Below are 13392 nucleotides of genomic sequence, written 5' to 3'. Positions count from 1 at the left end.
TAACTTGTGCTAATAGATCAAAAAGCAGCTATTAAACAGCTGATTAGTAACTTACAGATGGAATAACAGCTACAATGGCCTTCCACGGACAGTCTGATAAACAGATACTCTATACGCTGGGCAACAGGCTCAGAGAGTACCGCTTGCGGATGAACCTCACCCAGGATGATATGGCTGAGCGTGCCGGCTTATCTACCTCCACCATCAAAGGGTTAGAGGCTGGTCGCGGCAGGCTCGACAGCCTGGTTGCGGCACTGAGAGTGCTTCGACGGCTGGATGCACTGGAAGCTTTCCTCCCAGCTCCAACTGTTAGTCCCATGCAACTTGCTATGCATGGCAAGCAGCGGCAAAGAGCCAGAGCCTCTGGCGCCACTAAAGCCCTTAAAGAGGGGGCTGATGAAGGCACCCCCAAGACCCCGGCAAGAAACATTAAAAAGAGGGATAAGCCAGAATGGTAAATCGAACAAATACTGCAGTAGTGCATCTGTGGGGGGAAATAGTTGGCGCTGTCCATTGGGACGACAGCGGGTATGGTGCTTTTGAATATGCCCCAGAGTTTTTACAGCGCAGGCTGGATATTGCCCCTATTACCATGCCTATCGAGTCTCCATTAGAACCCTATATGTTCCGCACACTCAATCGGGACACCTTTAAGGGACTGCCGGGGCTACTTGCAGACTGTCTGCCCGACAAATTCGGTAATGCCGTTATTGATGCCTGGCTCGCTCGGCAGGGGCGGACTCCGGAAAGCTTTAACCCCATTGAGCGGCTTTGCTATACCGGTACCCGTGGTATGGGAGCGCTGGAATTTCAGCCCGCGGTGGATGGCAGCTTTAAGGATTCTGTCGATCTCAATATTGAGGAGCTGGTAAAACTAGCTGCAGCCATTACCCACAGGCAAACTGACCTGAACGCCCAACTTGGAAAGAGTGATACCGAGAAATCCGGGGCATTGCTGGACATATTAAGAGTGGGTACCAGTGCTGGAGGCGCCAGAGCAAAAGCGGTGATTGCTATGAATAGCGAGGGGGATATACGTTCGGGCCAAGTTCCCGCGCCGAAAGATTACGACTACTGGCTGCTGAAATTTGATGGTGCCGGGGATCTGGAACTCGGCGCCACCGATGGGTACGGGAGGATTGAGTACGCATACCATCTTATGGCCTTGGAGGCTGGTATTAACATGACAGACTGCCAGCTTCTCGAAGAAAACGGCCGGGCACATTTCATGACGCGGCGCTTCGATCGCGTGAATGGCAAGAAGCTACATATGCAATCTCTCTGCGGCATCGCGCACCTGGATTTCAATATGGCTGGCGCCCACTCTTACGAGCAGGCCTTCAGCGTTATGCGTGAACTCTACTTGCCCAAGAATGAAGCGATTCAACAATATCGCCGAATGGTATTCAATGTTTTAGCCAGGAACCAAGATGATCACACAAAGAACATTGCATTCCTGATGGGCCCCGAAGGCGAATGGTCTCTGTCGCCCGCATTCGATGTAACCTACGCCCACAATCCGGGGGGCGCGTGGACCAGTCAACATCAGATGAGTATCAATGGTAAGCGCGACAATTTCCAATTAGAAGATTTGCTTGCCGTAGGGAGGGCAATCAGCATCAAGCGGCCAATGGATATTGTTGAAGAGGTAGCAGCAGCCGTGAATAAATGGGAGGGCTTCGCTGAAAGCGCTGGTGTATCCGAAAGCTGGATGATCGAAATCCGCCAAAACCAGCGACAACTCTGCTGATCGATAATCCAGACAGTAAAATACGCAAGGGAGCGTAATTCCACCATACCGACACCCGAAAAAAGCAAAGTAGCAATCGCCCTACCGCTCCAGTAGATACTCCTGTCAAAGCACCCCAACTGCTATCTTGATTCAGTTATTGGAATTGATAACCGAACAAGAAGCGAGGCCCCCATCATGTCTTCAATGTGCCGCTTAGCCCTGCTGGCTGTGGTATTTGTTGACCTAATGGGCCAGGGACTCCTTTTTCCAATTATCAATGAACTGGTTATGTCGACAAAATTCCAGTTCTTACCTACAGATACGCCCCAGGCGACACGGCATCTATATTATGGCGTCGTTATCTGTAGTTTCTTTCTGGCTTGGTTTGTCGGCTCTGTGTATATCGCAAAGCTATCCGATAGTATTGGGCGCAAGAATGCTATGGTGCTATGCCTGATAGGTGCTCTTGTTGGTTATGCAATAACTATCCTCTCTCTGGTTAACAGCAGCCTCTGGCTCCTGATCCTGGGGCGAGTGGTCAGCGGATTCACTGCAGGCAACCAGCCTATAGCGCAGGCGGCAATGATTGATGCCAGCAAGACAGAACTGGAAGCCTCCAGGAACCTGGGTCTTCTAGTGGCCGGCATGAGTGCCGGCGCGGTTGCCGGCCCTATCATGGCTGGCTTGTTGGCAGATAGAGAACTACTGGGGAATATCGCCAGCATTCAACTGCCCTTCTACTTTGCGCTAGTGCTTGTCGCCGTCACCCTATGCCTAATCTTGCTCTTCTTCCATGACAGCCGAAAGGCGCCGATGCAGCTTAAGCTGCGATTCCTGGATCTCTTTACACAGTTCATACATTTAAAAGACCGCCCAGGGGTAATCAGGCTTTGCCCCGCCTACCTCTGCTTTATGCTGGTACATCTCAGCTTTTATATCTTTATCGCCAATTACTTGAGTAGCCGGTTCCAGGCAGGCTTGCTGGTGACCAGCATGGCCATGCTGACTATGGGCATTGCTGTGGCGATATCCAGCCTGTTTATGGTTAAGCCAGTCTTATCACGCTGGAGCAAGCCATTGGTTATCAAATTATCTGCCTTGGTTATGGGAGGCAGCGCTTTAGTCTTTGCATTCAGTAATCAAATTTGGCTTTGTTACTTGAGCATTTTCTTTGCCTATCTCTGCTTTGGGCTCGCCTACCCCGCCCTCTTGAAGACATTTGCCAATAGCGTCGATGAAACTGAACAGGGCTGGGTAATGGGAATAGCCACCGCGGGCTTTACGCTGGTAGCAAGTCTGATTTCCCTGGTCGGTGGGGGAGCGATGGAATTGAATATTCGATTGCCATTTTTTATCACTGCTGCCGCAGCAATATTGGTCCTGTTACTAATTCAGCTGGGTTGGCAAAACTTAGCCAGAGTGGAGAAGTGAGAAATCAGTAACTTACGTCTCATGAAAGCTTCCTCAAGAGTGAGATGTCAAAGCTACAACTGCACCTGGAGCCATATGGGGCATGGATGCCAATAACGCATCCAAAAGAGGCCCCGCAGTATTTGCTAGGGCCAATCATCCAGATTAATTTTCGACTCAACTAGCAGACAACTTGCTCATGAGGCAGCCGGCTAGCTGCTGACTCGTTTGAGCCCCGCCGCAGATCAACCATGCGCGCGATAAACCAAATAAATGCCTCCACCTGACCATTTAAAACACAACTCCCTGCACAGATGCTTTTCAGTAACCCTTGTACATCGGAGGAGTGCAAGGCGGAAACTGCATCGCTACTTTTTAGGAGCATTGAGCAGGAAGGCAGGCCGGATATTTTATGATCACTTAAGGTCACATTTCCGTCGTAGTACAAAATCCTTACCGGCTCAGACTGGTCAGTGACACTTACAGACATAGCCAGGTTTGGAGTTGGGGCTGAGCCTCCTGCTAATGATCGTTTAAGATAGCTGGAGAAATTATTCGCCCAATCTTCCACTTCGGACTGCGCTATGCTCGGGTCCATAGCTTTTTCTTTTGTGGCAACCAATAAGTTATCAACTTCCCGCTCTGCCTCGATCAGGGCTTCAACGGTCTTGTCCACATCCCCTTTCGTATGGGCTGCTGAGCAAATAAGCCTGAGCCGGCCACGCCCACTCTCCACTATGGGATAGGTAACCGCCGATGTCTGGACACCGCGTTTATATAACTCCTGCACTATTGCAAACAGCTTATCTTTGTTACTAAAGTGCGGCGTAACAATAGGCCCATCTCCTGTCCCCAGATCATAGCCGGCTTGTTCGAACCGCTGCCGCATATAGCGTGTCGTATCCCAGAGCCGCTCCCGTAAGCCATCATCGGTGCTAAGCCTCCGCAAAGCCGTCAGTGCCGCGGCAATATCTGCAGGGCTGATCGAAGCCTGGAAAATATAAGCTCTTGATGATGACCTCAAAAGATCTACATACTCTTCCTTCGCGGCAATAACGCCACCAAGACTGCCCAGCGCCTTACTGAGCGTCGTCATAATGAAATCCACCTGGTCGGTAACTCCCTGCGCGGCACAAATGCCCGCTCCACGTTCACCATAGAATCCGAAGGAATGCGCCTCATCCACCAAAACGAGCGCATCATATTTCTTTGCTGTACGAACAATTTTGGCTACCGGTGCGGCGCCCTCCCCCATGCTGTATACGCCTTCCAAAACAACGAGGACCGTACGGTATGGGGATACTTCTGACTCAAGCACAGACTCCAGGTCGGCGGCATCATTATGCTTGAATGTCCGGATTGTTGCGCCACAGAGACGGGCACCATCAACAATAGATGCGTGGCAAAGCTGGTCTATAACCACCACATCGTCTTCACCAAGAAGACCTGCAACCACTCCAACATTGGCGGTATACCCTGTAGGGAATAAGCATGCACTCGGTTTTCCTACCAGCTCTGCAAACTCAGTCTCGAACTCCAGGTGGAGATCTGTGAGACCTGACGCAGCGGCAGAAGTACCCATCCCAGTGCCAAACTTCGCTACCGCGGAAGCGGCTTCCTCCATAACTTCCTTATCCCGGTTCAGACCAAGATATAGATTGGTTGTCCAGATTATTGCTTCCTGCTCTTCATCATTGTAAACATCACTCACTGTGCCCCGAGTGGCACTACCTGTGCGCAGCACTTTACTGTAAGGGTTTCGGCGCTGGTCGTTCACCATATACATGACTTCTTGCACCAGCTTACTCTTATCCAGCGCAGACCAGGACGGTGCTTTTGCAGCCTGGAAAGTCGGATGGCTAGACTGAATATGCGATTGGAAGCTGGCAAGTGAATCCGATGCTGCACGATTCACTTTTTCATTCGAATCCTTAGCTGAATTATCACTCAAACTACCAAGGATGTGGTTTGCCAGGGCATTTGGGGTTGCGTAAGTCATAATCGCCTGGGAAGCAACCGAACGGCCCAGGTTATTGCTCAAACGCCGAGCCAATTCCAGGGTTGTGAGAGAGTCGAGACCGAGGCCAGAAAAAGATTGTTCCGGTAATACTTCTTCTGGATCTGCAAAATTAAGGAGTATGGCCACCTCTCTTTGAATAATCGACAGTAAAATTGCTTGCTGTTCTGAGCTGGAACCGATCAGGCGTTGCATCAAGTCACTGGAACTGTTCTCAGTATCAACACTTGATCCCAACCCAGCATAGCTCTCCTCTAGTTTCATCAGCTTTTTGCGATCGAGCTTATCGTTGGGTAACGCAGGTAATGCTTCTAAGTGCCTCACGATTTGGGGAACCATATATTTCGGAAGCCGCTGCGCCAGGAACTCTTTAACGGCTGTATCTGTTATCGTTTTGTCCCGGCTAACAATGTAGACTGCAAGCATTTTCTGACCAATGCCACCATCTACGGCGGCCGCTGCAGCAGATTCAATACCCGGCATAGTCTCAAGCGTCGACTCTATCTCCTCAAGCTCAATACGGAACCCCCTGACCTTAACCTGCTGATCAACTCTACCAAGAAATTCTATCTCACCATTTTCCGTCCACTGACACAGGTCTCCCGTTCTGTACAAGCGGCGATCCGGGATAAGGTCACTAGATTCCCTCTCGATAAAACGCTCCTTAGTGAGAATTTCATCATATAAGTACCCTCTTGCCAGTTTGCTTCCAGCCAGATACAACTCACCGGCTTCACCCGAAGAAACCGATTGCATGGACTCATTCAAAATATACGCACGGGAACCTGGCACTGATTTTCCAATCGTAATCGCCTTGATGCCTGGTTCAACTTCGGTAATTGTTGAGTAAACCGTATCCTCAGTAGGGCCATAGGCATTGAATACACGCAGCCCAGGTTTCAATGAATAAACCTGTTCAACCAGGGATCGCTTTAACGCCTCACCACCAAATACCAGGCACTGAAGCCCCTCGGGTAACTTTTCAGTGGCTAGTAATGTCTGCATTGCCGATGCCACAGATACACAGGTTCTTACTTGATCCGCTGCCGGATGGTTTGGCAAATCAAGTATATTCTTACCCAGTATTACCGTGCCCCCGAGTGACAAGGCGCCAAATATTTCCATTACAGAAGTATCGAAACAGACTGAGGCCCCTGCGAATACTCCCTGGAGTTCCTTCTCACTGAACAACTCACCCATAGAGTGACACATTGCCACAATACACCGATGCTCAACTGCAACACCTTTTGGTTTGCCAGTAGAACCAGAGGTATAGATAACATAGGCCAAGTCATTTGCTGATGGCCTGGCATGACTATCTAAAATCTCCTCCCCTTGGTCGCTCACTTTGTCGAGCCAGATTAACTCACCCACTTCGCGACATAGGTCAGCAGAGCTATCATTATCCACGATAGCCGCCAAAGCACGTGAGTGTTCCAGCATGTAACGAATGCGACCTTGAGGGTAGGCGGGGTCTAAAGGTACATAGGCACACCCCGCTCGCATTACGCCAATTAAAGTTGCCACAAGCTCCCAGGAGCGGCTCATGCATACCCCAACCAAAGATCCGGGCTTAATACCACGAATCTCAAGTTCAGCTGAGATCGCACTGGCCCGTTGAAGCAGACGCTTAAAACTCACACTGGCTCTCCCATCGATAATGGCTAATCGATCAGGGGCTTCCAGCATTTGCTGTGTGATCAAACTGCAGACTGAAATATCGGTTTGGGGCTGTATTTTGGAATTTTTAACTGGACTACTCACAGAATCTTACCTTTATATCTTTATTAAATATCTGGAAATTAACTTTCAATTCAATTTAATGTCTTTCAAATTTGGTCATAAATTTCCCAATTTTTAGAAATACCTCCTCTAAACCCAAATCCACAAACCAAAGGGTAATATTTAATTAAAAATCACGAATGACGTATCGCACAAAGTGATACAAACACCATTATTAAGTGAAATCTACTGTTCTTGCACCATAGTTTTATCTTTTAATCAAGCAAGCTGGAATAACTCTGCAGTGAAAATAAGGAATATATAGGCAAAAGGGCTTTAGGCTAAATTTCTGATTGATCATTGAACTAAATATTACAAGCTCAACCATTTACAATACCTTCTTCACACAACACCTTCTTCACACAGCCCAACTGTAATAATTTTCTATTTATTTTTTATGTCGATATGAAAAAAGTTACACGGTTCCTACTGCTGTGGAAAGATCCCTTTACAATCTTTCACGATCCACTTGGCCATACCTCAAGCCTAATTAGCCATATTACCCAGGGAACTTATTTAAAAAAATGCAACTAATGATGCGATATAGGAAAGGAAAACCTGTAACAGTTAGATAAGCAAGTCACCTGGTAAAGCAAGTAAAAATACTGCTGCAAAGCGGCTGCCGGTTCAGGATATTTTACAAGAGGATTATTTAAAAAAATCTGGGCATTGGGCTAACTAATCCGCTTTAAACGTTTTTTCGCTTTTTCTCGCCACTCCTGAGAAAGGGATTGTAATTGACAAGCAGTTTCAAGAATCTGCTTACTACGCGTATACTCTTTGTCAAATAGAGCCCTAAACACAGACTTTACGCTAATAGAGCCTGTTAACTCCTTTACTTTCCTGAGTTCATCTCCCTGCCCGATATAGCCTTCTTTAAGTACCCTGAAATATACACCTGTGTTGAAGTACTCTTTGAATAGTTTAACGGCCTTATCACTGTCTAATGCTATATTGAGCTTAAAGCAAGGGATTCTTGGCTGGCTCACCTCCAGAAGGCAATCTCCCACACGAAACCGGTCACCAATAAAAATCTTTTCTTCGATAAGCCCGGTCACCGTTAAATTTTCACCGAAAGCTCCATAAGGTAATTCGCTTCTGTCCAGAATTCCTTTCCAATATTCATAGTGGTCACTGGCAAATGCATAAACGGCCATATCAACGCCGCCGTGATGCTTTAGGTCGGCCTGTTCATCCCCTTCCAGATTGCCTTTACTAACAAGCACTTTACCTTTCACCGGTTTCTTAAAAATACCGGTGGTGACCGGCTCACCTTTGTATTCAACAACCCTCTTCTTGGAAACATTGATGGAAACAATTTTCATAACTTTATTACTGATCGCTCGATTTCATCACCCTAAGGAGCTTCTTCTATCATAATTCTCGGAAACTTGACACTTGGTTTTTTGAAGGTGATTACTTTCTCACTATAACTTCTCTCATATCGAGCCGATGGCAAAGCTCCAGCAATCAGTGGACACCCACTTTTAATCTTGATCAAAAAAGTGGGGTAGGAATAACAGGAAAAAGACCAATAGATAGAACGCAAAAGCGGTATAAGAGTGTAAGAAGAGGCTAAAAGTCAACTAGCCCCTCCTGGCGCCCCCATATTACAGCTTGCTGGATAACTCACGAATCTCATGGTTAAGGATGCGATCGTTATGGCTGTAGTCCATAGGAACATCAATCAGATGTACCCCACCCTCTTTACAGCACTTCTCGATCATTGGTTTTAGTTCTCCTGTTGCCTCGATACGATGACCATGAGCACCATAGGAGTGCGCATAGGCAACAAAATCCGGGTTGCCAAAGTCCAGACCGAAATCGCTGAACTCCATCATAGCCTGCTTCCACTTGATCATTCCGTAGGCGTCATCCCGCAAAATCAGTACGATCAGGTCCATCTTTAAACGAACTGCCGTCTCTATTTCCTGGGAGTTCATCATAAAGCCACCGTCACCACAAATTGCGACTACACGACGATCAGGGTTAACCAGTTTGGCTGCCATAGCCGAGGGCAACCCAGCCCCCATAGTGGCCAGCGCATTATCCAGAAGTACCGTGTTTGGGCATCGTGCTGGGTAATTACGAGCAAACCAGATTTTGAACATGCCATTATCAAGGGCAATGATGCCCTTCTCTGGCATTACTTCCCGCACATCCCTGACCAATCGCTGCGGGCGGATTGGGAAGGTGTCAATCTTGGAAGCTTCATCAATCTGTTTTAACAATGCAGCGCGAATACGGTGGGCATCGGTAAAGCTCCAGTGTTCCTGTGGCTTCAGATGCTCAGTTAATTGCCAAAGGCTGTTGGCAATGTCCCCTATAACTTCGATTTGGGGGAAGTAAACCGGATCTACCTGGGCAGAGTTGAAGTTGATATGTACAACTTCCGCTCCCCCAGGACGCATAAAGAATGGCGGTTTTTCTACTACATCGTGACCTACGTTGATAATCAAGTCTGCCTGCTCAATCGCCCGATGTACAAAATCTCCATCAGATAACGCCGTATTACCAATAAAGTGTGGGCCGGATTCATCAATGACCCCCTTACCCATTTGTGTTGTTACCGCGGGAATTCCCAGCTTATCGACGAACTTACGCAACATCTTTGCCGTGAGCTTTCGATTTGCACCGGCACCAATTAACAATAACGGCTTGCGTGATCCTGAGATAGCTTCTGCAGCATGGCGTATAGCTTTCTCTTCAGCGATGGGCCTGCGGGTATAGCTTGCTTCCAGCACTGGCATTGTGGAGTGCTCACGAGCTATATCTTCAGGAATTTCAAGGTGTGTTGCTCCTGGACGCTCTTCTTCTGAACGCCTGAATGCCTCCCTGACATAAGATGGCACATAGTCCCCGCCAACGATCGTTTTGGTGTACTTGGTGAGCGGACGCATCATATCCACGATATTGATAATCTGGAATTGGCCCTGCTTGGAGCTCTTAATGGGTTTTTGGCCAGTGACAAGTACCATTGGCATGCCACCCAACTGGGCATAGGCCGCTGCCGTCACCAAGTTTGTAGCGCCTGGACCTAAAGTCGCCAAACACACGCCCGATCTACCGGTCAGACGACCATATGTAGCAGCCATAAATCCGGCACCCTGCTCGTGACGGGTTAGAACCAGCTTGATCTTGGAGCCACGTAAAGACTCGAGTACATCCAGGTTCTCCTCCCCGGGGATACCGAAAATATATTCGACGCCTTCAGCCTCCAGGGCATGAATAAATAGATCGGATGCTTTCATTGATACGGCTCCTATGATCGCTGGCACTTTTGCCAGCGCTTACTTGGATGACGCCAAAGGATGTGGGGCACCAGATGCTCCTGACCTACAACATGACTGCCAGTATTTTTCTAAATCAGAACTGCCAGTGAGCGACGAAAATCTCCAAATTAAATTGGCTTCAAAATAATCATCTTCTTAGGATCCCAGTAGCGGACCAGGCCGCTCGGTCTACATGGTTGCTAACATCAGGGCAAAGGAATGAACTATTAATAACGGGAGTCCTTTCCATCAATACATTGTTGATCCCTGCCTCTGTATGACACCGGATTGTAAGAGTTGCAAATGAAAAAACGCTCGGAAGGCGTAAAAAAGCACTGGGTGCTTTCCCTTGCTGCTCTTGGCGTAGTTTTCGGTGATATTGGCACTAGCCCTCTTTATGCCTTTAAGCTGATCTTCCACCAAAGACATGGTATTCCACTTACCCATGAGAATATCATTGGAGGCGTTTCGGCAGTTTTTTGGGCTCTAGTGATTATTGTCACTGTCAAGTACGTCATCCTGGTGATGCGCCTGGACAATCGTGGTGAAGGCGGGATTATGGCGCTTTTGACGCTTGCTCTTTCCTCAATACAAGATCGGAGGTATCTACGGAAGTTCGTTATTTTGGCTGGCCTTTGTGGCGCTGCACTATTCTTTGGTGACGCCGTTTTAACTCCAGCGATCTCCGTCCTTTCTGCAATAGAGGGCCTTGAGATTGGTGGAGATATTTTTAAGCCGATGGTTTTACCTATTGCGATTGGAATTCTACTGGGACTCTTCTTTCTACAGCGATTTGGAACAGAGACCGTCGGAAAACTATTTGGCCCCATTACCGCTCTTTGGTTTCTGTCTTTATTAACTATCGGTATCACCTGGGTCGTGCAAAAACCCGAAATAATTCATGCGTTAAACCCAATCCATGCTTTCAAATTCCTTACCGGGCACGGTATAGCCTCATTTTGGATTCTTGGAGCTGTACTGCTGGTATTCACCGGTGGTGAGGCACTCTACACCGATATGGGGCACTTTGGTCGCACCCCAGTACGTATCGCGTGGCTAGGGCTGGTCTTCCCGGCTCTGACACTGAACTATATGGGGCAAGGCGCCCTTCTGATGGTAGACCCCTCTTCTTCCGACAACCCATTCTTTCGTATGTACCCGGTCTGGGCGCTTTTCCCGATGATCGCCTTAGCCACTGCAGCCACATGTATCGCATCACAAGCCTGTATTTCCGGTACATTTTCTCTTACCAAGCAGGCAATCCAACTTGGCTTTCTGCCTCGCTTGGCAATACGTTATACATCCTCGGATCTTGCTGGCCAATTTTATATGCCCGGCGTAAATTTTATATTGATGGTTCTGGTAATTATTGTGGTCCTGGGGTTTGGATCTTCGACTAACCTGGCAGGAGCCTATGGTGTCTCTGTCAGTGGTACAATGCTGACTACAACCTGTATTGCGGCCATTGTCTATCGACACCACCTGAAGTACAGCCTGCCTATCTGTATCCTTGGTGCAATTTTCTTTATCCTCATTGATCTATCTTTCTTCACCTCCAATATTGCCAAAATCAGCCATGGCGGATGGTTTTCAATAACCTTAGGAGCCGTAATTGGACTACTGATGACGACATGGCGGGAAGGCAAAAAGGCTATAGAGCGCTATCAAAAAAGCAAAGACTATGAACTCGAGCCATTTTTAACTTCCCTATTTAAAGATCCACCAACCCGTGTTCCTGGTACAGCAGTATTTGTGACCACGAACAAAATTTATACTCCCCATGCCCTAATTTACAATCTTAAGCACAATAAGGTCCTTCACGAAAAATTATTATTTCTCATCGTAACAGTTGCCAACACACCCCTTGTTGCACCACGGAACCGGTTTATCATTAGCAAGATGAGGGAGGGGTGCTACCGCTTAATTCTTCGGTATGGATATATGGAGCATCCGGATGTTGAGCGAGCCCTACGGCGATTATACAATACCCATTTATTGGATATCGATCCAAGTAAAGCATCCTTCTTCCTTTGTAGAACAAATATAATCCCAGTAAAACATGGTTACAGTAATATGCCTCCCTGGCGGGAAAGACTATTTTCAGCCATGGTACGTAACTCAAGTAGTGCGATAGCATACTTCCGAATACCGGCAAACCGCACAGTAGAAATGGGGGAGCATATTATGATCTAGATTCGCTATTTTTCTGTGAGGCTAACAATGCGACCACCTTGTTTCGGCATTTCATTTCACACTTGAACATTAAATCTTAGCCCTCCCTGGGGTACCGATTAAGTAAAACCCTTTTATCGTCAAGTCACTTAGAAATATTATACATATTCCACAACTGGCATCAGTTACCTAACAATAAGAATGCACGATAAATTATTTTTATTATTAATTACCAAAAAATGACGACCCAACCCTTAAATTAGGATTCCCTTGATTGTAATATTACCCCTAAACTAATCCACACAACTAGGCACTATTATGAAAACACGCTGTAGCCATGTTTTACTCTGGGTTAAGGATATTCATCAAGCTGTACAGGATTTTCGCCAGCTTGGTTTTACCGTGGATTACGCCACAAAAGAAAAAAATGCCCAGCATGCGCACATTTGGTTCAGTGAAGGGGCAATTATTGAGTTGTTGACATCTCCATCTAATGCTCGCTATTTCAAATGGCTGATTGATGTCTTTGCTGGCCGGGGCGCGGGACGTAGAATGATACGTTGGTCGCAAGAGGGGGAAGGTTTTTGTGATGTTGCCTTAGTCAGTGACGATTTTGATAATGATCTTTCAGTAATGAACCGTGAAGGGGTTCAAACCGGGCGAGTAATTCCCTGGCGACGCACCAAACCAAACGGACAAAAAACCAGTTTTCGCTTTGTTTACCCTCGCTCTGAGCGACTGCCATTTTTAGTGAGTCCGTACAACCCACCTCAATACCCCCAAAAAACAAATCATAAAAATGGTGCTACTGGCCTGAGTAAAGTGCATATGGAAGTCAGTGAGCAGGACTGGCAGTCTGTGCGACGTTTAACCGATCAAGATTCCATATTTAATATCAAACCTGGTCCCACAACCAAAGTTACAGGCATAGAAGTTAGCGGGCTAAAAGAAAATTTGGACTCTACTCTATTGCATGGAAGTAAAATCAACCCTGCAAATTAAACAAA

The 13392-nt window shown here is 47.3% G+C and carries 8 protein-coding genes; 5 read left to right on the top strand and 3 right to left on the bottom strand.

Annotation, left to right across the window (positions count from 1 at the left end):
* Positions 1-74: 74 nt before the first annotated feature.
* The 3 genes from ABWV76_RS04970 (at position 75) to ABWV76_RS04960 (ending at position 3163) form a co-directional block, all read left to right on the top strand.
* Positions 75-458 (top strand): helix-turn-helix transcriptional regulator, encoded by a 384-nt coding sequence (locus tag ABWV76_RS04970; RefSeq protein WP_353375402.1) that lies wholly within the window; start codon positions 75-77, stop codon positions 456-458.
* Positions 452-1750, top strand: coding sequence for a type II toxin-antitoxin system HipA family toxin (locus tag ABWV76_RS04965; protein WP_020415370.1), 1299 nt, complete (start codon positions 452-454; stop codon positions 1748-1750). The genes ABWV76_RS04970 and ABWV76_RS04965 overlap by 7 nt, the downstream gene beginning before the upstream one ends.
* A gap of 177 nt (positions 1751-1927) precedes the next feature.
* Positions 1928-3163, top strand: coding sequence for an MFS transporter (locus ABWV76_RS04960; protein WP_353375401.1), 1236 nt, complete (start codon positions 1928-1930; stop codon positions 3161-3163).
* A 160-nt stretch (positions 3164-3323) separates the two neighbouring features.
* Here ABWV76_RS04960 and ABWV76_RS04955 read toward each other — a convergent pair whose 3' ends face one another.
* The 3 genes from ABWV76_RS04955 to ABWV76_RS04945 all read right to left on the bottom strand — a co-directional run bounded on the left by ABWV76_RS04955 (position 3324) and on the right by ABWV76_RS04945 (position 10192).
* Complete coding sequence (locus ABWV76_RS04955; protein WP_353375400.1) at positions 3324-6923, bottom strand: amino acid adenylation domain-containing protein; 3600 nt, start codon at positions 6921-6923, stop codon at positions 3324-3326.
* A gap of 692 nt (positions 6924-7615) precedes the next feature.
* Positions 7616-8266, bottom strand: a complete 651-nt coding sequence (locus ABWV76_RS04950; RefSeq protein WP_353375399.1) for an MOSC domain-containing protein — start codon at positions 8264-8266, stop codon at positions 7616-7618.
* A 285-nt stretch (positions 8267-8551) separates the two neighbouring features.
* Entirely contained in the window at positions 8552-10192 is a 1641-nt protein-coding gene (locus tag ABWV76_RS04945; protein WP_282950633.1) for an acetolactate synthase large subunit, read from the bottom strand.
* Positions 10193-10516: 324 nt separating this feature from the next.
* On the opposite strand from ABWV76_RS04945, the gene ABWV76_RS04940 reads away from it, so the two are divergent.
* Together ABWV76_RS04940 and ABWV76_RS04935 are read left to right on the top strand one after the other, a co-directional pair.
* Complete coding sequence (locus ABWV76_RS04940) at positions 10517-12406, top strand: potassium transporter Kup (RefSeq protein WP_353375398.1); 1890 nt, start codon at positions 10517-10519, stop codon at positions 12404-12406.
* 297 nt (positions 12407-12703) lie between these two features.
* Positions 12704-13387 (top strand): VOC family protein, encoded by a 684-nt coding sequence (locus ABWV76_RS04935; RefSeq protein ID WP_353375397.1) that lies wholly within the window; start codon positions 12704-12706, stop codon positions 13385-13387.
* The last annotated feature ends 5 nt before the right edge of the window (positions 13388-13392 follow it).

This window comes from Microbulbifer sp. NBRC 101763, assembly GCF_040371615.1.
Lineage (GTDB): Bacteria > Pseudomonadota > Gammaproteobacteria > Pseudomonadales > Cellvibrionaceae > Microbulbifer > Microbulbifer variabilis.
Note: the sequence above shows the minus strand (reverse complement) of the source record. Positions and strands in the feature narration are given on the sequence as shown.